The 19,875-nt window shown below is 60.6% G+C and carries 19 protein-coding genes and 1 other RNA gene; 13 read left to right on the forward strand and 7 right to left on the reverse strand.

Annotated features, from left to right (window positions below; genetic code table 11):
* Positions 1–192: 192 nt before the first annotated feature.
* Together ACWYRN_RS13365 and ACWYRN_RS13370 are read left to right on the forward strand one after the other, a co-directional pair.
* Entirely contained in the window at positions 193–1,836 is a 1,644-nt protein-coding gene (locus tag ACWYRN_RS13365) for an alpha-glucosidase (RefSeq protein WP_488687973.1), read from the forward strand.
* Entirely contained in the window at positions 1,836–3,698 is a 1,863-nt protein-coding gene (locus tag ACWYRN_RS13370; RefSeq protein WP_488687975.1) for a glucokinase, read from the forward strand. The genes ACWYRN_RS13365 and ACWYRN_RS13370 overlap by 1 nt, the downstream gene beginning before the upstream one ends.
* A 364-nt stretch (positions 3,699–4,062) precedes the next feature.
* Here ACWYRN_RS13370 and ACWYRN_RS13375 read toward each other — a convergent pair whose 3' ends face one another.
* Positions 4,063–4,533 carry a hypothetical protein gene (locus ACWYRN_RS13375; RefSeq protein ID WP_488687977.1) on the reverse strand — a complete coding sequence of 157 codons (471 nt, stop codon included), beginning with the start codon at positions 4,531–4,533 and terminating at the stop codon, positions 4,063–4,065.
* 249 nt (positions 4,534–4,782) lie between these two features.
* On the opposite strand from ACWYRN_RS13375, the gene ACWYRN_RS13380 reads away from it, so the two are divergent.
* Positions 4,783–6,384, forward strand: coding sequence for a methyl-accepting chemotaxis protein (locus ACWYRN_RS13380; protein WP_488687979.1), 1,602 nt, complete (start codon positions 4,783–4,785; stop codon positions 6,382–6,384).
* Between the two features lie 34 nt (positions 6,385–6,418).
* On the opposite strand, the gene ACWYRN_RS13385 is transcribed toward ACWYRN_RS13380, so the two are convergent.
* Complete coding sequence (locus ACWYRN_RS13385; protein ID WP_488687981.1) at positions 6,419–7,519, reverse strand: NAD(P)-dependent alcohol dehydrogenase; 1,101 nt, start codon at positions 7,517–7,519, stop codon at positions 6,419–6,421.
* 368 nt (positions 7,520–7,887) lie between these two features.
* On the opposite strand from ACWYRN_RS13385, the gene ACWYRN_RS13390 reads away from it, so the two are divergent.
* A complete protein-coding gene (locus tag ACWYRN_RS13390; RefSeq protein ID WP_488687982.1) occupies positions 7,888–8,268 on the forward strand; it encodes a YfeK family protein in 381 nt (126 codons plus the stop codon).
* A 38-nt stretch (positions 8,269–8,306) separates the two neighbouring features.
* Here ACWYRN_RS13390 and ACWYRN_RS13395 read toward each other — a convergent pair whose 3' ends face one another.
* From ACWYRN_RS13395 to groES, 3 genes are all read right to left on the reverse strand, one after another.
* Positions 8,307–8,744 (reverse strand): hypothetical protein, encoded by a 438-nt coding sequence (locus tag ACWYRN_RS13395; protein WP_488687984.1) that lies wholly within the window; start codon positions 8,742–8,744, stop codon positions 8,307–8,309.
* A gap of 91 nt (positions 8,745–8,835) precedes the next feature.
* Positions 8,836–10,482: a chaperonin GroEL gene (gene groL / locus ACWYRN_RS13400; protein ID WP_488687985.1), complete on the reverse strand. Its 1,647-nt coding sequence runs from the start codon at positions 10,480–10,482 to the stop codon at positions 8,836–8,838.
* 42 nt (positions 10,483–10,524) lie between these two features.
* The gene (groES, locus tag ACWYRN_RS13405) at positions 10,525–10,815 is read right to left on the reverse strand and encodes a co-chaperone GroES (RefSeq protein WP_229440121.1); all 291 of its coding nucleotides are present in this window, start codon (positions 10,813–10,815) and stop codon (positions 10,525–10,527) included.
* A 420-nt stretch (positions 10,816–11,235) separates the two neighbouring features.
* Here groES and ACWYRN_RS13410 point away from each other — a divergent pair, with 420 nt between their 5' ends.
* The 6 genes from ACWYRN_RS13410 (at position 11,236) to ACWYRN_RS13435 (ending at position 15,168) form a co-directional block, all read left to right on the forward strand.
* A complete protein-coding gene (locus ACWYRN_RS13410; RefSeq protein ID WP_488687988.1) occupies positions 11,236–12,246 on the forward strand; it encodes a lysozyme inhibitor LprI family protein in 1,011 nt (336 codons plus the stop codon).
* A 54-nt stretch (positions 12,247–12,300) separates the two neighbouring features.
* On the forward strand, positions 12,301–12,549 hold the full coding sequence (locus tag ACWYRN_RS13415) for a hypothetical protein (RefSeq protein ID WP_488687990.1): 249 nt from the start codon (positions 12,301–12,303) through the stop codon (positions 12,547–12,549).
* Positions 12,546–12,857, forward strand: a complete 312-nt coding sequence (locus ACWYRN_RS13420; RefSeq protein WP_192049165.1) for a cell division protein ZapA — start codon at positions 12,546–12,548, stop codon at positions 12,855–12,857. The genes ACWYRN_RS13415 and ACWYRN_RS13420 overlap by 4 nt, the downstream gene beginning before the upstream one ends.
* Before the next feature lie 46 nt (positions 12,858–12,903).
* Positions 12,904–13,085: non-coding RNA, 6S RNA (ssrS, locus tag ACWYRN_RS13425), on the forward strand.
* Between the two features lie 98 nt (positions 13,086–13,183).
* Positions 13,184–13,645 carry an EVE domain-containing protein gene (locus ACWYRN_RS13430; protein ID WP_488687992.1) on the forward strand — a complete coding sequence of 154 codons (462 nt, stop codon included), beginning with the start codon at positions 13,184–13,186 and terminating at the stop codon, positions 13,643–13,645.
* 776 nt (positions 13,646–14,421) lie between these two features.
* A complete protein-coding gene (locus ACWYRN_RS13435) occupies positions 14,422–15,168 on the forward strand; it encodes a CPBP family intramembrane glutamic endopeptidase (protein WP_488687994.1) in 747 nt (248 codons plus the stop codon).
* A gap of 389 nt (positions 15,169–15,557) precedes the next feature.
* Here the strand turns inward: ACWYRN_RS13435 and ACWYRN_RS13440 are convergent, their stop codons facing one another.
* Entirely contained in the window at positions 15,558–16,172 is a 615-nt protein-coding gene (locus ACWYRN_RS13440) for a hypothetical protein (RefSeq protein ID WP_488687996.1), read from the reverse strand.
* 255 nt (positions 16,173–16,427) lie between these two features.
* Between ACWYRN_RS13440 and ACWYRN_RS13445 the strand changes: the two genes are divergently transcribed.
* The 3 genes from ACWYRN_RS13445 to ACWYRN_RS13455 are packed head-to-tail and all read left to right on the forward strand — an operon-like array spanning position 16,428 to position 18,989.
* Positions 16,428–17,897, forward strand: coding sequence for a pilus assembly protein TadG-related protein (locus tag ACWYRN_RS13445; protein WP_488687998.1), 1,470 nt, complete (start codon positions 16,428–16,430; stop codon positions 17,895–17,897).
* Positions 17,894–18,400, forward strand: a complete 507-nt coding sequence (locus ACWYRN_RS13450) for a TadE/TadG family type IV pilus assembly protein (RefSeq protein WP_488688000.1) — start codon at positions 17,894–17,896, stop codon at positions 18,398–18,400. Before ACWYRN_RS13445 ends, ACWYRN_RS13450 begins: the two co-directional genes overlap by 4 nt.
* Before the next feature lies 1 nt (position 18,401).
* Positions 18,402–18,989, forward strand: a complete 588-nt coding sequence (locus ACWYRN_RS13455; RefSeq protein WP_488688002.1) for a TadE/TadG family type IV pilus assembly protein — start codon at positions 18,402–18,404, stop codon at positions 18,987–18,989.
* A 235-nt stretch (positions 18,990–19,224) separates the two neighbouring features.
* Here ACWYRN_RS13455 and ACWYRN_RS13460 read toward each other — a convergent pair whose 3' ends face one another.
* Positions 19,225–19,875, reverse strand: a complete 651-nt coding sequence (locus tag ACWYRN_RS13460; protein ID WP_488688004.1) for a hypothetical protein — start codon at positions 19,873–19,875, stop codon at positions 19,225–19,227.

A 19,875-nucleotide genomic window follows, 5' to 3' on the forward strand; every position in this document is an offset into this window, starting at 1 on the left:
GGCTAACTGAACCGTAGTTTAGCTACTTTTGTTTCATTCTGTGCAAATAGTATTTGCATGTAAGCCTTTGAATGCAAAGAATATTTGCATGTGATGATGGTGTTTTCGAAGATTGTAATGTTGCAAAAGCTGCTGTATATTGCGTAAAAACCAGCAGCCCCAAACCGAATTTCCAACTTTACTTCCCACGTCATGACCCAGACTTCCACGCAAACGAACGACTGGTGGCGCGAAGCCATCATCTACCAGGTCTACCCGCGCAGCTACCTCGACACCAACGGCGACGGCGTGGGCGATATCCCAGGCATCACCGCGAAGCTCGACTACATCGCCAGCCTGGGCGTGAACATCGTCTGGCTCTCGCCTTACTTCAAGTCGCCGATGAAGGACTTCGGCTACGACATCTCGGATTACTGCGACGTCGACCCGCTGTTCGGCACCCTGGCCGACTTCGACGCGATGGTCGCCAAGGCCCATTCGCTCGGCCTGAAGATCATGATCGACCAGGTGATGGCGCACACCGCCGATGCCCACCCGTGGTTCGTCGAAAGCCGCTCCAGCCGCGACAATCCAAAGTCCGACTGGTACGTCTGGGCCGACGCGGCGCCGGACGGCAACCCGCCAAACAACTGGATGTCGGTCTTCGGCGGCTCGGCATGGCAGTGGGACACGCGCCGCAAGCAGTACTACATGCACAACTTCCTGGTCAGCCAGCCGCAGCTGAACTTCCATAACCCGGACGTGCAGAAGGCCCACCTGGACGCGCTGCGCTTCTGGCTCGAGCGCGGCGTGGATGGTGTGCGCATGGATGCCTGCAACTACCACTTCCACGACACCGAACTGCGCAGCAACCCGCCGGCCACCAAGCGCGACACCGCCTCGGTGACCGACGTGAACCCCTACGGCATGCAGTCGCACATCTACGACAAGACGCGTCCGGAAAACATCGCCTTCCTGCAGCAGATCCGCGCGCTGCTGAACGAATACGGCGCCGTGTCGATCGGCGAAGTCGGCGCCGACGACGCGCTCGCCTGCATGGCCGAGTACACGGCCGACGGCGACAAGCTGCACATGGCCTACAGCTTCAATTTGCTGACGCCGGAATTCACGGCGAAGCACATCCGCACCCAGGTCGAGGAATTCGAGGCGCGCGTGCAGGGCGGCTGGGCTTCCTGGTCGGTGGGTAACCACGATGCGATCCGCGTGGTCACGCGCTGGCGCGGCGAGGATGCACCCGTCGCGTTTGCGTCGATGGTGCTGGCGATGCAGCTGGCCCTGAAAGGCACGCCTTGCCTGTACCAGGGCGACGAGCTGGCGCTGCCGGAAGCGGATGTGCCGTTCGAGCTGCTGCAAGACCCGTACGGCATCACCTTCTGGCCCGAGTTCAAGGGCCGCGACGGCTGCCGCACGCCGATGCCGTGGACCGATGCGGCGCCGAACGCCGGCTTCACCGACGGCACGCCATGGCTGCCGGTGGCCGAGCCGCACCGCGCCAATGCCGCCTCGGTGCAGGAAAGCGATCCCGCGTCCGCATTGAATGCCGCGCGCCGCATCATCCATTGGCGCCAGAGCCTGCCGCAGCTGACCCGCGGCGGCATCTCCTTCTTCGATGCGCCGGAACCGATCCTGGCGCTGCGCCGCACGCTCGACGGCGAGCCGACCATCCTGGCAGCGTTCAACCTGTCGGGCGCGCCGGTGTCGTTCGACTGGGCCGAGACCGCGCAAGCGCAGGACCTGGAAGGCCACGGCTTGCCGGGCGAGGCCGCGGGCGGCCGCGTCACGCTGCCGGCCTACGGCGCCTGGTTTGGCCGGGCCGCGCAAGGCACCGTCGCCTGATGGGGAGCGGGCACGAGCCTGAAAAGTTCGCGCGCACCGCCTTTGCCGATGGCCCGCGCCTGCTGGCCGACATCGGCGCCACGCATGCGCGCTTTGCCTTGCAAACGGCGCCGGGCGTGTTTCGGCAGGTGTCGGTGCTGCGCTGCGAAGACTTCGACGGCATCGTGCCGCTTCTGCGTCACTACCTGCATCAGCATGCGGGCCTGAAGCTGCACCACGCCGCCTTTGCGGTGGCGAACCCGGTGAACGGCGACCAAGTGCGCATGACGAACCGCGCCTGGGAGTTCTCCACCGAGGCCCTGCGGCGCGAGCTGGGCCTGTCGACGCTGCTGGTGGTGAACGACTTCACCGCGCTGGCAATGGCCATTCCCGTGCTGGCGCCGAACGACCTGCTGCAAATCGGCGGCGGGACGCCGGCATCGAACGCGGTGATCGGCGTGCTGGGGCCGGGCACCGGTCTCGGCGTGTCGGGCGTGATCCCGACCGCCGACGGCTTCGTTACCCTCGGCAGCGAGGGCGGGCACATGAATTTCGCACCGGGCGACGAGCGCGAGTTCGCGATCCTGCAGTTCGCCTGGCGCGAGTGGCAGCACGTGTCGAACGAGCGCCTGATCTCGGGACCGGGCATGGAGTTGACCTACCGCGCGCTGGCCCGGCGCAATGGCATCATGGACGCGCCGGCGCGCACGGCGGCGCAGATCATCGCCGGCGCCCTGGACGAAGGCGATGCGCTGTGCTTCGAGGTGCTGGAAGTCTTTTGCGGCATGCTTGGCGGGGCTGCGGCCAACCTGGCGGTCACGCTGGGGGCGTTCGGCGGCGTGTACATCGGCGGCGGCATCGTGCCGCGGATGGGGGAGTGGTTCGCGCAGTCCCCTTTCCGTGCGCGCTTCGAGGCCAAGGGGCGCTTCTCGGATTATTTGTCCAGCATTCCCACCTACGTCATCACCACGCCGAATCCGGCCTTCCACGGCGTGGCCACGATTTTGTCGGAACACCTGCGCGGACGCAGCGGCGCGAACACGCTGATGGACCGCATCAAGCACCTGCGGCAGGAACTCACGCCGGCCGAAGGGCGCGTGGCCACCCTGGTGCTGGAGCAGCCGCGCCTGGTGCTGAACGAGCCGATCGCCGACATCGCGCGCCTGGCCGACGTGAGCCAGCCGACCGTGATCCGCTTCTGCCGTTCGCTCGGGTTCCTGGGCCTGGCCGACTTCAAGCTGAAGTTCGCCAGCAGCCTGACCGGGGCGATTCCGGTGCGTCACAGCCAGGTGAGGAACAGCGACAGCACCCACGATTTGTCGGCCAAGGTGATCGACAACACGGTGTCGGCCATCCTGAAATTCCGCGACGGGCTGGACGTGCGCTCGCTCGACCGTGCGATCGAGCTGGTGAGCCGGGCACGCCGCGTGGAGTTCTACGCGCTGGGCAACTCGCGCGTAGTGGCGCTCGATGGCCAGCACAAGTTCTTCCGCTTCCGGATTCCGACGGCGCTGTACGGCGACGCGCATCTGTTCGCGCTGGCGGCGGATTTGCTGGGGCCGGGGGACGTGGTGATTGCGATTTCGAAGTCGGGGCAGGTGCCGGAGCTCCTGCGGGCGGTGGATATCGCGCGCGCCGCCGGGGCCGATGTGATTGCGATCGGCAGCGGGCAATCGCCGCTGGCGCGCAGGGCAAGCGTGTGCCTGGCGGTGGACCATGCCGAGGACAGCACCAGCTTCCTGTCGATGATTTCGCGGATCCTGCAGTTGCTGCTCATCGACATCATGGCGGTGGGCTTATCGATCGGTGCGCACAATGGGCGCGAGAAAGAGGCGGCACAGTCGGAGGTGGGCAGGTTGTTGATTTCGCATATGGGGAGTTGATTGCCCGGGCCCCGTGTTGCGGCATTGGTTTGCATGAGGAGTACCGCGTGGGCACGAGTGCCCACCCTACGAAAAGCAAGGGCAACTGCGGCATCAAGGTTGTAGGGTGGGCACTCGTGCCCACGCTGTACGGCATGTGAAAGTCGAAACGTTCAACGGAGCCACGTATCGTAGGGTGGGTTCTCGAACCCACCACCCCGCACCACGGCAGAAAGAAGAAGGTGCCGCCGACCGTGGGAGGAGTCACCACGCGTCTACCGCGAAACGCTGGTGAATCGGCCGGCAGCACCCCCACGATAATCCCCACCCAAGCGCCGAGTTTGATACAGCTCAATCGTGCTCGGCTGGCCGGCGCGGCGAACCCTCAGTCCGCCGACTTCAGCCGGATCTTGTGTATCCCACGCCGCCAATCGTCCAGCGACAGCACCGAATCGGTCTCGGTGTCTTCCACCAAAATGTCATTCCCGGTCCGCGCCACCAAAAAACTCTCGCGCCGCAGCACCCGGTCCGTGCGGTTCTCGACAAAGCTCAGCTGCCAGTAGGCGCGCCCGTTGAGCATGCGCGGCTGCGGGTCGTCCTCGATGACCGCGCCATGCGCCTTGCCCTGCGAACGCTTCTCGATCTCCGCCGACCATTCCTTCACCTCAGGCAGGGCCAGCAGGGCCGCCATGGCCTGGTCGCGCGTCACGGCCGGCTCGGCCGGCTGCTGCACCGGCGGCGGAGCGGGTGGCGGAGCGGGCGCCGGCTTTTCCTTGCAGCCGGCCAGGGCGGCGGCGGCAAGCACGGAAACGGCCAGCAGGCGGGGGAGGGCGGTCAGGGGGCCGCGTGAAATCATGATCGAACCTTGTCAAAAAACCTGCGGCCATACTAGCCGATGTGTGGATGCCGGACAAATCACCCGTCCGCCGCAGCCGGTGCGTGCGTTGCACGGTGTGGTCGATTCTCACCAATTGTTGCCGTAAGCCAACAATTTGATTCGCCCGTAAAATTAATGGAATTGAGCAAATGTAATACGCCATTCCTCCCATCCAACGCGCCGCGGCGCGTCATGTTTTTCTGTAAATCCATGAAATTCTTATCGAATATGAAAATCGGGCATCGCCTCGCGCTCGGTTTTGCCGTCGTGCTGGCCCTGTCCATCCTGGTCACGGCCATCAGTATCGTCAAACTCAACAGCGTGGCCGCCGCCGCCGAGCAGATGCTGGACCAGCCGATCAAGAAGGAACGCCTGATCGGCGACTGGGCCAGCAACATCGCCGTGGCCGTGATCCGGACCTCGGCCATCATCAAGAGCAGCGATCCTTCGCTCACCGATTTCTTCGCCAGGAACATCGAGGAGACCAACGCCAAGGCCACGATGTACCTGAAAGACGTCAAGGCGCTGCTCACCACGCCGGAAGAAACGGCGATCTTCGAAAAGATGATTGCGTTGCGCGACGGCTATGCCGGCGGCCGCAAGGAAGCCGTGCGCCTGAAGAGCGAGGGCAAGAGCGAAGAAGCGATGCAGGTGCACGACAAGGTCTATATTCCCGCCGCCAACGCCTACCAGGCGAATATCCAGGCCCTGGTGGCGCTGCAGCGCAGGCAGGTCGACGCGTTGCGCGACGAGATCCGCACCACCCGCAACGACAGCTCCCGCACCATGGTGCTGCTGGGCGTGCTGAGCGTGGCCTTCGGCGGCCTGTGCGCCTGGTGGCTGACCCGTTCGATCACGCGTCCGGTGCAGTCCGCCGTCGCCCTGGCGCGCCGCGTGGCCGCCGGCGACCTGAGCAGCCGCAGCGAAACCCATGCCAGGGACGAGATCGGCGTGCTGCAGAACACCCTGGCCGACATGAACGCCAAGCTGCACGGCCTGGTCACCGGGATCCGCAGCGGTGCGCATGCGATCGCCACGGCTTCGTCGGAAATCGCGGCCGGTAACCTGGACCTGTCTTCGCGTACCGAGCAGCAGGCCAGCTCGCTCGAGGAAACGGCCAGCTCGATGGAAGAACTGAATTCGACCGTGTCCCAGAACGCCGACAATGCGCGCCAGGCCAGCATGCTGGCCACCTCGGCCAGCGAAGTGGCGGGCCGCGGCGGCGTGGTGGTGGCGCAGGTGGTCGACACCATGGCCTCGATCAACGAATCGTCGAAGAAGATCGCCGACATCATCGGCGTGATCGACAGCATCGCCTTCCAGACCAACATCCTGGCGCTGAACGCCGCCGTGGAAGCGGCGCGTGCCGGCGAACAGGGCCGCGGCTTTGCCGTGGTGGCCACCGAAGTGCGCAACCTGGCACACCGCTCGGCCGGTGCGGCCAAGGAAATCAAGGAACTGATCGACGCCTCGGTGACGCGGGTCGATGCCGGCGCGCGCCTGGTCGACCAGGCCGGCGCCACGATGACGGAAATCGTCGGCAGCGTCCAGCGCGTGACCGACATCATCGGCGAAATCAGCGCCGCCACCGGCGAGCAGACTACCGGCATCGGCCAGATCAACGAAGCCATCAATGGGATGGACCAGGTGACCCAGCAGAACGCCGCCCTGGTCGAACAGGCGGCGGCCGCATCGAACGCGATGCACGAGCAGGCCGGCCAGCTGCTCGAAGCGGTCAGCGTGTTCAAGCTGACGGCGCATGAGCAGCCTGTGCCGGTGCGCAGTGCGCGCGCCGGCCAGCGCGCGGCGGTGCGCCCGCTGCTGGCCTGAGGGCCGATCAACCAGTAACGGGGTCAGCAGGGGATCAGGCTTCCCCTGCGATCTCTTCCTTCAGCGAGGCCATGTCGATCACGTAGCGGAAACGCACGTCGCCCTTCTCGACCTTTTTGTAGGCATCGTTGATGTCCTGGATGCGGATCATCTCGATCTCCGGTCCGATATTGTGCTCGGCGCAGAAGTCGAGCACGTCCTGGGTCTCGGCCAGGTTGCCGATCAGCGAACCCGACACCGAACGGCGCATCTGCGCCAGCTGCATGTTGTCGAGCGGCGCCAGCGGTTCCAGCGCACCGACCACGCACAGCACCGCGTCCTGCTTCAGCAGGGCGGTAAAGGGATTCAGGTCGTGCTTCTCCGGCACGGTCGAGAGGATGAAGTCGAAGCGCGCTTCCAGTTCCTCGAAGGCGTCCTTGTCCTTTTCCAGCACAGCCTTGAAGCCGAGCTTCTGCGCTTCCTCGATCTTGTCCTTGGTGGTAGTGAACAGCGTCACCTCGGCGCCCAGGGCTTTCGCCAGCTTGGCCGCCATGTGGCCGAGGCCGCCCATGCCGATCACGCCGACCTTGTCGCCCGCCTTGACGCCCCAGCGGCGCATCGGCGACCAGGTGGTGACGCCTGCGCACAGGATCGGCGCGGCCACTTCCGGACGCAGGTTGGCCGGGATCTTCAATACGAAATCTTCCTTTACGACCACGATGTTCGAGTAGCCGCCGAAGGTGTTGTCGCGGCCGTAGATGTTCTCGCCGCCGGCTTTCGCCTTTGGCTTCATTGGGCCGTTGTAGGTGGCCAGCCAGCTGTTCGGGCTGCCGCAATAGTTCTGGTCGCCTTCCTTGCAGGCTTCGCACTGGCCGCAGCTGTCGATCATGCAGCCCACGCCCACCAGGTCGCCCACCGCATGGCGCTTCACGGCGGGGCCGACGCGGGTGACGCGGCCGACGATCTCGTGGCCGGGCACGCAGGGGTAGACCGTGTTCGACCATTCGTTCTTGACCTGGTGAATGTCCGAGTGGCAGACGCCGCAGTACAGGACGTCGATTTCGACCTCGTGGGCGGCGGGGTCGTCGCGTTCGAATTCGTAGGGTTTCAGGCGGCTGAAAGAGTGCTTGGCCGCGTAGCCAGTGACCTTGATCATGTTCGCTCCGGTGGGAAAGGTGATCGGAGACGATAGGCCGCATGCATGGATGCGTCTGTTAGATTGCGCGCAGACGGGGCGATCGCGGCGGTTTCGGTGATGTTTGTGGGGAGATTCGTGGTGGTGCGTGCGGGCGTTATCGGGGCTGTTGCCTGTGCCGTTAGTGGTGTGTTGAATCCGCGTGGGCACAGGTGCCCACCCTACGGTCACCGTTATCGGCGAGTTCATACAAAACCCGAATCGCCGTTGGCAGCAAGATCATCGGAAACCCGGATACGCAGCGTGTCCCGTAGGGTGGGCACTTGTGCCCACGCGGATCATGCATTCCGCTAACATAACAGGCAACAGCCCCAATACCAGGAGAACGCATGAGGTTCATAAACCCACCCACCGCCGCCATGCTGCTGGCGTTCACACTGCACACCACCGCCCACGCCGCCCCCGACCCCCGCGCCCAGGCCGAAATCGCCCACCTGCTCGACTACGTGGCCACCCCCGGCTGCCAGTTCGACCGCAACGGCAGCTGGCACGACGGCGCCGAGGCGCGCAGCCACCTGCAGCAGAAATACGACTACCTCGTCAAGCGCAAGCTGGTCACCGACGCCGAATCCTTCATTGCCCGGGCCGCGACGGAAAGCAGCATGAGCGGCAAGCCCTACCAGGTGAAATGCGGCAGCGGCAAACCCGTCGCCAGCGCCACTTACCTGAAAGAAGAACTGCAGCGCTTCCGCAACCGCGCGCCGAAATAAAAAAAGCCTGCAAGGCGCACACCCTGCAGGCTCGACGTTCAATTCGGCAGTTCCGCCTCTGCAAGCTGCAGGCCATGCTGCTCGCACCAGGCCCCCAGCACCGCGCGCGTCTGCGCTTCGCGGAACACATGCCAGTGCCCGCTCAAACCGTTCTGCTCGACCAGCTCGCTGAATTCGCGGTAGCCGCCCGCGCGCTTGAACATCTCGCGCACACGTTCCGCATCGTCCGGCAGCGCGGCGTCGGCGAAATCGAACACCAGTTCCAGCCCCAGCGCGAGGCTGCCCACGCGCGGCACCGGCACGTAGCGGTCCGAGGTGTCGATGTCTTCCGGCAGCGGCGCCAGCTCCTCGTCCAGCGCGTCCGAGCGCAGGTACACCGCGCCCGTATCGAGGCAGACCCAGCCCTCATCCGGGGTGTCCGGGTCCGATACGGTCAGGACCGCGTCCTCGAGTTCATCTGCATTTACTGTAACCAAACTATTCTCCTAAAACAAAAAGCCCGCAGGGCATACACCCCGCGGGCCTTCAGCATACAACAGCATGGCGCCGGCGAACCGGCGCCGGGCATTACATCATGCCGTCCATGCCGCCCATGCCGCCCATACCACCCATGCCGCCCATGCCGCCGGCTGGCTTGTCTTCGGCGATTTCCGAAACCATGCAGTCGGTGGTCAGCATCAGGCCGGCGATCGACGCTGCGTTCTGCAGGGCCGAGCGGGTGACCTTGGCTGGGTCCAGCACGCCCATTTCGACCATGTCGCCATAGGTGCCGTTGGCGGCGTTGTAGCCGTAGTTGCCTTCGCCAGCCAGCACGCCCGAGACGACGACCGATGCTTCTTCGCCGGCGTTCTGGACGATCATGCGCAGCGGCTCTTCCATGGCGCGCAGGACGATCTTGATGCCGGCTTCCTGGTCAGGATTGTCGCCGGTCACTTGCAGGTTGGCGCGGGCACGCAGCAGGGCAACGCCGCCGCCTGGCACGATGCCTTCTTCCACCGCAGCGCGGGTTGCGTGCAGCGCGTCTTCCACGCGTGCTTTCTTTTCCTTCATTTCGACTTCGGTGGCAGCGCCAACCTTGATCACGGCAACGCCGCCGGCCAGCTTGGCCACGCGCTCTTGCAGTTTTTCGCGGTCGTAGTCCGAGGTCGCTTCTTCGATCTGGATACGCACTTGCTTGACGCGTGCTTCGATGTTTTCAGCCGAACCTGCACCGTCGATGATGATGGTGTTTTCCTTGCCGACTTCGACGCGCTTGGCTTGGCCCAGTTCGGCCAGGGTGACCTTTTCCAGGGTCAGGCCGACTTCTTCGGCGATGACCTGGCCGCCGGTCAGGACAGCGATGTCTTCCAGCATGGCCTTGCGACGGTCGCCGAAGCCTGGGGCTTTCACTGCAACGGTCTTCAGGATGCCGCGGATGTTGTTGACGACCAGGGTCGCCAGCGCTTCACCTTCGATGTCTTCGGCGATGATGACCAGCGGACGGCCAGCCTTGGCAACTTGCTCCAGTACCGGCAGCAGGTCACGGATGTTCGAGATCTTCTTGTCGCACAGCAGGACGAACGGATTGTCGTGGATCGCGACTTGCTTGTCCGGGTTGTTGATGAAGTAAGGCGACAGGTAGCCGCGGTCGAACTGCATACCTTCGACGATGTCCAGCTCGTCGTTCAGCGACTTGCCGTCTTCGACGGTGATGACGCCTTCCTTGCCGACTTTTTCCATCGCTTCAGCGATACGCTCGCCGATCGAGTAGTCCGAGTTGGCGGAAATGGCGCCGACTTGCGCGATTTCTTTCGAGGTGGTGCATGGCTTGGCGATCTTGGCCAGCTCTTCGACGGTGGCAGCAACGGCCTTGTCGATGCCGCGCTTCAGGTCCATCGGGTTCATGCCGGCGGCAACGAACTTCATGCCTTCGCGCACGATGGCTTGTGCCAGCACGGTTGCGGTGGTGGTGCCGTCACCGGCGTTGTCGCTGGTTTTCGAAGCGACTTCCTTGACCATCTGCGCGCCCATGTTCATGAGCTTGTCTTTCAGTTCGATCTCTTTCGCGACCGACACGCCGTCCTTGGTGACGGTTGGGGCGCCGAACGAACGGTCCAGCACGACGTTGCGGCCTTTCGGGCCCAGGGTGACCTTGACTGCGTTGGCGAGGATGTTGACGCCTTCGACCATCTTGGCGCGCGCTGCGTCGCCGAATACTACTTCTTTAGCTGCCATTTTCTGTTTCTCCGATTATGCGGTAGATGTTTTGTGGGAGGATTACGAGACCAGGACGGCCATGATGTCTTCTTCGCGCATGACCAGCAGTTCCTGGCCATCGACCTTGACGGCCTGGCCCGAGTACTTGCCGAACAGGACGCGGTCGCCGACCTTGACTTCCAGTGCGCGCAGCTGGCCGTTGTCCTGGACCTTGCCGGCGCCGACAGCCAGGATCTCGCCCTGGTCTGGCTTTTCAGCCGCGGCATCAGGGATGATCAGACCCGAGGCGGTCTTGGTTTCCTGGTCGAGACGCTTCACGATTACGCGATCGTGCAGTGGGCGAAGGTTCATGCAAAACTCCTTATTCAGTGTGTGGACTAGCTGTTAATCTGCGTTGGTCGCCGCATCGCCGATTTGTATTGACGCTGCGGCGGGAAAGAGTTGTTAGCACTCTCAACTAACGAGTGCTAATTATAGGGACGATAATTCGGCATTTCAAGTTGCCATGTTGTGAATTTGGCTGTGCTTGGTTGATCCGGATCAAACTGCCCAGACGTCATGCTGCATTCAGCAGTCAAGCGAAGGTGTGGCGAAAAACATAAACGCGGAGGTTAGCATTGATTCGGCGCCACTCGCCGCACTCTTGGCTGGTAATGACATAGATCAAACTCGACCGAACCGCACCTTGACGGCAGCCGAACGGTGGACTTCAACGGATGAGCTTACAATGCGTGCCATCCGTGCCCTGCCGCGTGTTTCCGAGAGTTGCCTGTGCCTCGACACCTTTCCTGCCTCCTGCTTGCCGCCGCAATTGCCACGACTGCCGCCGGCGCCGTCCAGGCCGCCGGGCCAACGCCTGACGCCCAGTGCGCCGCGCTCGACAAGCTCGCCTACCCGGCGGCGGACCGCCCGAGCACCGCGCAGCAGGCGGCGCTGGCAAGCTGCGACGCGCCGGCCCTGTACTACGGCATCCGCCAGCCGCGCGATGTCGCCAAGGCGCGCCACTGCGCCTTCACGCCCGACAAGGACGACGACGTATTCTCGAAAAAAGCCGGCGTGCTGATGATGCTGTACGCGAACGGGCAGGGCGTCGCGCGCAACCTGGCCTTGGCAAAGAAGGCAGCCTGCGCGGCCGGTGGCGCACCGGCCGAGCTGAGCGGGCGCCTGGCCCACCTGGACGAACTCGCGCCCGGCAAGAGCGAAGCGGGCAAGCCCATCGACTTTTGCGACGACATCACCAGCGGCATGATGATGGGTTATTGCGCCTCGCTGGATGCGGCCCAGGGCGACGTCAAGCGCGAACAAACGCTGGCGGCGATTGCCGCGCAGTTCAAGCCGAACGAACAGGCCGCGTTCTCGCGCCTGCTGAACAGCCTGTCGCGCTTTGTCGAGGCGCGCGGCGGCAACGAAGTCGACCTCGGCGGCACGGCGCGCGGCATGCTGGTCGCCCAGGAAGAAGACGCCCAGAAGGATGCCTTCCTCGCTGCGCTGCAGGCTTTCGAGCGCGGCAAGCTGCCGCGTTTCAGCGCAGCCCAGGACCAGGCGCTCGACCGCGAACTGAATACGGTTTACGGGCAGTTGCGGCGCCTGCCGGTCCAGGAATACACGACCATCAGGATGGCGGACATCCAGGCGACCCAGCGCATCTGGCTGGTTTACCGCGACGCGTGGGTGGAATTCGGCAAGCTCAGGTATCCTGCTGTCCCGGCACACGCCTGGCGCGCCCACTTCACCCAGCAGCGCACGGCCATGCTGAAGGCACTCCTGGAAGAGCTGAGCTAGCAACTGCCACGCTCTCTTGTTGACTGTCAAACCTTATCAGACCTATAGTTACGAATGATTTCCGAATTCCAAGACCTATCCGACAAGATCGAGCGCCTCGCTGCGCTGGTCGGATCGCTGCGCAGCGAAAATGCGCAACTGCGCCAGACCAACGTGCTGCTGAACGAAGTGAACACGGCGCTCATCGAGCGCCTGGTCGAAGCCCAGCGCCGCGTCGAAGCCGTGATCGAGCAATTGCCGGCGCCGGCAGGAGAAGCCGAAGAAGACGGGGACGACTCCACGAACGCCGAGGCCACCCGATGATTTATCTCGATGTCACGATCATGGGCCAGCCCTACCGCCTGGCCTGCAAGGAAGGCGAGCAGGCCACGCTGCGCGACGCCGTGCGTTACCTCGACGGCAAGATGACCGCGCTGCGCGACTCCGGCAAGGTAAAGGGCAACGACCGCATCGCCGTCATGGCCGCGCTCAGCGTCGCCGCCGAATTCCTGTCGGTCAAGTCGCCGCAAGGTCCACTTTCCGATATGACAATGCTAGAAGTGAAACAAAAGCTGGAAGTCATGCACAGCGTGCTCGACCAGGCCCTGGCGCCGCAAGAAAATTTGCCGTAACGGTCCAAATACGTTTGACATCCCGCTTCAAGCGAGTAAACTGCGAGGCACCCTGCGGTGTTCGAGATTGCCATATATTCCTTGAACCATTTGTATGCATAGGTTGCGGGATTATGTGCGATGGGCGTGAGCGTCGCTAGTTCGACGAACCCGAAATTGCGCTAACTGCGACCACCTTGAGCCGTCAGGTTCTGGGATGCCGGCATATACGGCACAGGCGGGGCTATATTCCAAAAGACGGTTGCGGGCATTGCGCTTGCAGCCGTTTTTTTCATGCGCGCACGCTTTTCCTTGCGTGCGTTTTTATTTGGCGAGAGGTCACGCACATGCGCTACTGGTTGATGAAATCCGAGCCGGATGAAGTCAGTTTCGACGACGTTCTTGCAGCGCCGGGGCAAACCGTCGCCTGGTTCGGGGTGCGCAATTACCAGGCCCGCAATTTCATGCGCGACGCCATGCAAATCGGCGACGGCATCCTGTTTTATCACTCCAGCTGCGCGGTGCCTGGCGTGGCCGGCATCGCCGAAGTGGCGAGCGGGCCGTATCCCGATGCTTCCCAATTCGATCGCGACGGCCATTACTTCGATCCGAAAGCCACGCCGGAACAACCGCGCTGGATTTCGGTCGACGTGAAAGCGAAAGAGCAGGGGCGTTATCTGCCGCTGTCGGAAATGCGCACGCTTCCCGAATTGGAAGACATGGTCTTGCTGCAAAAAGGCAGCCGCCTGTCTATTTCGCCGGTGACGCCGGGACAGTGGAAAGTCATCCTCGATTTGATCCGCGGTTAAATCCCTGTGCAGACAGCTACGGCGCGCTATCAAGCTCGCTGCAGACCATCGAAGTCTGTTACAACGAGCAAGCGCTACCGGCGTCTCGCTACTTGTCCTGCTAACAACAGGATCGTACACTGAGCCATATCGACTGTCCGCTATCGGGCAGGAGCGAACATTGGGCAGCACGGATCACTTTCACATTCCAGGTTAACTCTATGCAAATAATGATGTTTGCTGTACCCATAGGTATTTGGCTAACGATTTCATTAGTCATTTGCACTTTGCTTTGGTTAGGGTTCATGCCGCCGATTTGGATTACTTGGGATTTCGCTAGCTAATTTAGGCTTGTCCATAGTCTTGAGTCCAGGTTTAGTCACAGGCGGGCATGGTGCTTTCCCGTTTCCCGGAGGCGCTATAGTTCTGCTTGGTGGTACTAGGGACAATTCAGAAACTTTTCCATCGTTCAATTTACAGCTATGGATTTTAACGTTTTTGATATTTTCAGCTGTCAGCTGGTATTTGAAAAAATCTGAGACGCCCGACTAGCTTGCACGACGTTAATGAGGTGGCATGTAGGCGCATTTGCAGACTCGCCCACGAATTGACAGATGAAGAATGTTTGCTTATGGTCGTTAGCGGACGTCGCAATGAGGCCGCTTCCGGCCAAAAGCAGACGGTCGCATACGGTAGAGTTGCGGAGAATCGAAAGTAGATAGGCCATGAATAAAAGACGAGACGGCATGTTTTGCATCATAAATTTTGTCAGCTTACGCGGCCAGTAGGAGACGACAGTGGACGCAGCTAATCGATTGTGGCGACCTGCCATTAGGCCGGGCCTGGGTTTCGGGCTGGTATTGGTATGCGCGGCGACCTTCGCCGGTATGCGCTACATCGGCATGTTCGGTCCGACGTCGTTGAGATCGGCCCTGCCATTGAGCTTTACCATCATGGCACTGCTGCCCTGGATACTCCTCGGGATAGACGGGCGCCGTCGCATCGGACTGCGCCGCGCCGATGCACTGCGCTGGCTGCCGGCCGCCATCGCTGCCGGCGCGCTTGCCTCGCTGGCTTGCTTCGCCCTCGGCCTGCTGCTGTTCGGACACAGCGCGGATAACTGGTTTGTCAGCGTCGCGGCCAACTATCGCCGCGTCATGAACACCGCTGACATGGGCGTTGTCACCCTACACCTAGTGTTTACGTTGCCTGCCGCGCTTTTCTCACCAATCGGTGAGGAGCTGTTCTTCCGAGGCACTTTTCAGGAAGCGCTGGAACAGCGCTTTTCCGCCAACAAAAGTACCGCAATTGAGTCAGCCGTTTTTGGACTGGTGCATCTTTGCCACCACGGCCTTCTGCTTGGCGCGGCAGGACTGTCTGTGCGCCCGGTTTCTGGCACGCTGTGGGTGCTGCTGATGTTTTCGGTGGCGTGGATGTTCGCGACGCTGCGCAAACGCAGCGGTTCGCTGTACCCCGCCATGGCCTCGCACGCCGCGTTCAACGTCACCATGAACCTGGCGATCTTCGCTTGGCTCTGGTTCTAGCGCTGCCGTTCAAGCAGGAACACCGTTTCGTCCAGCGCTGCACCTACGCGATGAGTTTTATGGCTCTCAAGGTGGCTGGCGTCGAACCTGCGAAAACGGATGCTGACCAGGTGCGCATTTTGAGACCGCTTTGGGTCGACAACTGCCGTACACTGAACGGCCGAGATCGGCCAAAAGCGGACCTACCCACGACACAGCCGGAGAAACGTACCGGGAGATGGGGTGCTATAAGCGTTCAAAGGTCGTCCGAGCAAAATGCTTGGGCCATGCCATCGGTCCGTCTGCGAACACAGCAGTCATCTTAGTGTCGGGACGATCATCGTGTATGTCCGCCGTCGACCGTCGCGCAGCTATGAGCGGATCTTATTGGTTCTTATGACCTAGAGCCCTCAAGACTGCAGGGGAAGTGGAACGTGCGCATCGAGTTCCGGCTTGTGCGTCAAGTCGGGCTCGCCAATGCGGTATCCCCGGTCAAGTGACGCCAATACTAAGAGTTGCAGGAACATTGGTGGAATGAACAATGCCCACGCGGTGACCATGAGGTATAAGGGAGTGACCGTTAGGCCACAGATTCCTATCGATGCAAGGGTGCCCGTATGGATAGCCACCGCCGATACGACAAATCGGGCACGGCACACCGGAATCTTTGTCCAAGGAACCAGATACATTAATGCGGCAGCTAAGTAAAGAAGCGCTACCGAACCTGCAGAAAACAGGATGCCGATGCAAATGCCGGTAGCGAGCAACAGCAAATACCAGCCAAGAACATGAGTATTACGTGACGGCCTGCCGGCGTCAGCTGCAGTCCAGTGCACTCTGGCTCGAAATAAAAGAAGTCCCGACAGGGTAAGTCCCGGCATTCCGAGGAAGACGTGAAGTCCCCAGGATCCGTGCAGTTGCACTGCTCCCGCTTGGCTGAGCACCAATCCAAGTACCGTGCAGAAGAACGATGGGAATATGCTGTTTGCAGCAAACCGCCTAGTCTTCTCGTCAATCATCGACATACAAGCTCCTTCATCGGTTTGTTTGCAGTTGCCGGCGTAACGTCATTCAACTCTGAAGCAGTTATATCCAAACAGCAACTTCAAAGTAACGGTGGCTTGGGCGCGATCAAAATTTGCAGATTTGCTTTTGCAATCGCTTCGAGAAGCCAGCCACATCAGTTGTGGCTCCTCAACGTATCTTCCTCGTTCGCCTCTACGATTCCCATTTGCAATGTTTGTTTTGTCAAATGGTTGAGTTAGCAGGAGGATTGACCCGTGCTCATCGGAACAGTAGTGCGAACCTTACCTGTTGCACGGCGGCGCAGCTTGCGATGGAAGCGATCGGAAGACGGCGCCATCGCCATCATCACTGCCGTCGTCATCATTATCATGATCGGTATGTTCGGGCTAGCTCTCGACCTCAGCCGCAGCTACAACAGGAAAGTGGAACTACAAAGTATCGTCGATGCCGCTGCCCTGGTCGCTGCGGGCGCCCTGAATGGGACCGACGAAGGTATCGACAAAGCGGTTGACGAGGCTGAGAAAGCTGCGGTATTCAATACCTTCTCATATGCCAACAGCGGCGTGATTTCCTGGTCCAGCGCTGCACTTACTTTTTGCACGCGGCCCGATTGTGGCCCCAGCGAGTGGATGAATGCCGAAACAGCGAAGCCCAACGCTTCGAAGATTTTTTTTGCTCGGGTCGACACATCAGTCCTCGACCCCAATCCTGGGAAAATCCAGAACTACTTGATGCCCATCCTGTCATCAGACTTGGTGGAGACAGACGTAGCAGCCTCGGCTGTGGCTGGCCGGGATTCGCTGGACGTCTTGCCGCTCGCGATCTGCGCGAATTCGAACACGGATGCAAGCCAGCTCCTCCCATCCGGAGAACTCGTGGAGTTTGGCTTCAGAAGAGGCATCTCCTATGACCTGATGAATCTGAATCCTAACGGAGGGTCCCCCGAAAATTTCCTCGTGAATCCAGTCGCGCCTCCCGGCACGGTTGGTACGACCATGATGAACCGGATGGACGTCGTCGCGCCATTTATTTGCACAGGAAAGATGGCGATGCCCACTTTGCGGGGGGGTGATATTACGGTTGAGCGGGGCTTCCCGATTGACAAGCTCTACGACTATTTAAACTCCCGGTTTGGTACGTATGGCACGTCCTCCAAGTCATGCGTGGCATCTACGGCACCAACCGATCCAAACATCACGATCTTCGATCTTGCCAGCGTAACGTGGATGAAAGATAAGCCAGAAGGTCTCTCCGCCAATTCATTAGTGGCCCCGGATCCCCTACTGACGGTAGCGGAAAAACCAGGGGGCGCGACGAAGACCGCGTATGGACCCTTGTGGTCATATGCGAAGGCAGCCAAGTATTCATCTTACCTTGCATATAAGGGCAAGGAACCCTCTGGGGGCTATGCTACCTTCAATGCTACGGCTGCAGATTGGGCCCTTCTCTACAATCCTGGGAAGCCTGAACCAAAGTCCTACACAGGCATACCCTACCTCGCAAACGGTGGAAAGACGCCGTACAAGCCCTACCGCAACACACGGGTGCTTCGCATTCCCTTATTGCACTGCCCGGTATCAACGGAATCCAAGACAACGGCAGAGGTAGTCGGGATTGGGAAATTCTTCATGACGGTCCCCGCAAGTTCATCTGCCCTGCACGCGGAGTTTGCCGGAACGGACACCGAGATCGCTACGGGCGGAAATGTGAGGCTATACCGATGAGAAAAGCACTCAAGGCGATTAGACGCCAGTATGAAGATGGGTCAATCGTAGTCGAGACGGCGCTCGTGCTTCCTATACTCGTGCTATTTCTTGGGCTGCCGTCCATTGTTCTGGCCTTTTATTTTCGTCAGTACTCGGCTGCGCAAAAAGCTGCGCATGACGCAGCGCTTTATCTGTCGACCGCGCCAATCGTGGAATTCACAACGCCAGGGTCGGATGGCCAATTTGCTGCTCTGACCGTGGCTAAAAGGATTATTGCGCAGGAGATGGCCGGCGTCATCCCTGACGAAGTTTCCGTGGATCCCTACATTACATGCCAATACCGAATCGGAACGACCCTGAAGGGGAATGCATGTACCCCGCAGCTTTTTAAAAACGATGCCAGCCCATTGGTGCGATTCGATGTGGCGATCAACCTACCTTTCATTAACCCACTCACGGGCCAACCAATCGCTTCGATGTCCATAAACCCTATTCCATCGATGCCTTACGTAGGGAACTAAGATGAAACGGATCGCATTCAAGGGACGAAGAAGGCAGGCGGGAGTGGCGGCCGTTGAATTCTCACTTGTCGCAATTATTTTTTTTACGCTTGTGTTCGCCACACTTGAGCTAGCACGCGTCGAGTATCTCCTTAATACGCTGGGAGAAGTGACTCGCCGCGCCGCTACCGCCGCTGCAAACGTCGACTACACAGATAGCACCGCATTGGAGAGGGTCCGAGCCTATGCTGTGTTCCGTAATTCATCTGGGCCGCTGGTGCTTGGAGAGCCCGTCATCTCTGACCACGTCAAGATCGATTACCTGTGGCTCTCAAAAGCGGACTGGGACTTCAAACACATGAATACTCTTCCGGCATGCCCTGAGGGGAACCGCTCGAACTGTATGGCTAATCCGCATGCCGACAACTGCATTCGTTTCGTGCGTGCGAGAATTTGCGCTTCCATGGATTCGGAAGGTAATTGCGAGCGCCTACCCTACCAGATGGTTTTTCCGCTCCTCGACCTTTCCAAGATGAACATGCCTGAATCGGAGACAATTGTGCCGGCAGGTAACCTCGGTGCCACTCTCGGTTCGATACCATGTACCTGACGTATCGCCTACGACGCAGGCGCGCGTTATGACATATCCGCTTCGGGTCGTAAGCGGACGCTACAATAGGTCTGCAAACGGCCAGAAGCAGACATTACATAAAAATTTCCATGTCAAAGAATATCAATGGTTTGTAGTTCGGGGAAGAATTTCACTCTGGAGTGAAGCTCCTAACGTCATGCTTGAATTCGATCCTGAGGGAAGTGCTTACTGTGTTCTCTCAGCAAAAGACGCGTCAGAACTTGCCCAGATCGTTATGGACCGAGGCAGGGGCCGTCGAGTAAATCGCCCATGACTCAGAGCCACTGATCGCGCTAGTTTTTGCCTCGGTTCCCCACTGTAAGCTGGACGTCACCCATGCAGTTGCTTTCGTCCAGATTCTGCAGACGATGGCAGACGCGGTCAGGCAAGAACCGCAGTGAGATCCATTAAACTGACGAACGTCCGTTTCGGGGCGATAGCTGACGTACACTGACCAAGCGAAAGCAATCGGCAGAAACGGCCCTTTGTAAATGCCTGAGACAATACAAACCGACAGGATCTGATGCACGCGATTTACTTCAGATGGAAAGTTGCGCTTGGCCGTGAAGCAGACTTCGAGCATGCCTGGCTCGAATTGACCGAACTGATACGCGATACGCACGGCGGCCTTGGCTCGCGCCTGCATCGGTGCACCGACAGCCATTATTTTGCGTATGCCCAATGGCCATCCGAACGCGCCTGGGCGACACAGCCCGAACCGACCGCACGCATGATCGAACTGTGAAACCGGATGCGTGAATGCGCCGAACTGGTAGACGGCCCACTCCGGGGTGAGGTTGTCGCCGACCTGCTGATATCGCCCGCTCCCGGCTAAGGGAACAGGCAAGAGCATTTGCAGGCGCAA

It is taken from the genome of Massilia sp. BAP21 (assembly GCF_057801335.1).

What these genes read in the sequence shown, in the direction of transcription:
- ACWYRN_RS13375 (WP_488687977.1), bottom strand. Translation starts at nt 4,533, where the DNA reads ATGATTTCACGCGGCCCCCTGACCGCCCTCCCCCGCCTGCTGGCCGTT.
- groES (WP_229440121.1), bottom strand. Translation starts at nt 10,815, where the DNA reads ATGAACCTTCGCCCACTGCACGATCGCGTAATCGTGAAGCGTCTCGAC.
- ACWYRN_RS13380 (WP_488687979.1), top strand. Translation starts at nt 4,783, where the DNA reads ATGAAAATCGGGCATCGCCTCGCGCTCGGTTTTGCCGTCGTGCTGGCC.
- ACWYRN_RS13440 (WP_488687996.1), bottom strand. Translation starts at nt 16,172, where the DNA reads ATGTCGATGATTGACGAGAAGACTAGGCGGTTTGCTGCAAACAGCATA.
- ACWYRN_RS13370 (WP_488687975.1), top strand. Translation starts at nt 1,836, where the DNA reads ATGGGGAGCGGGCACGAGCCTGAAAAGTTCGCGCGCACCGCCTTTGCC.
- ACWYRN_RS13415 (WP_488687990.1), top strand. Translation starts at nt 12,301, where the DNA reads ATGATTTCCGAATTCCAAGACCTATCCGACAAGATCGAGCGCCTCGCT.
- ACWYRN_RS13455 (WP_488688002.1), top strand. Translation starts at nt 18,402, where the DNA reads ATGAAACGGATCGCATTCAAGGGACGAAGAAGGCAGGCGGGAGTGGCG.
- groL (WP_488687985.1), bottom strand. Translation starts at nt 10,482, where the DNA reads ATGGCAGCTAAAGAAGTAGTATTCGGCGACGCAGCGCGCGCCAAGATG.
- ACWYRN_RS13390 (WP_488687982.1), top strand. Translation starts at nt 7,888, where the DNA reads ATGAGGTTCATAAACCCACCCACCGCCGCCATGCTGCTGGCGTTCACA.
- ACWYRN_RS13365 (WP_488687973.1), top strand. Translation starts at nt 193, where the DNA reads ATGACCCAGACTTCCACGCAAACGAACGACTGGTGGCGCGAAGCCATC.
- ACWYRN_RS13430 (WP_488687992.1), top strand. Translation starts at nt 13,184, where the DNA reads ATGCGCTACTGGTTGATGAAATCCGAGCCGGATGAAGTCAGTTTCGAC.
- ACWYRN_RS13450 (WP_488688000.1), top strand. Translation starts at nt 17,894, where the DNA reads ATGAGAAAAGCACTCAAGGCGATTAGACGCCAGTATGAAGATGGGTCA.
- ACWYRN_RS13420 (WP_192049165.1), top strand. Translation starts at nt 12,546, where the DNA reads ATGATTTATCTCGATGTCACGATCATGGGCCAGCCCTACCGCCTGGCC.
- ACWYRN_RS13385 (WP_488687981.1), bottom strand. Translation starts at nt 7,519, where the DNA reads ATGATCAAGGTCACTGGCTACGCGGCCAAGCACTCTTTCAGCCGCCTG.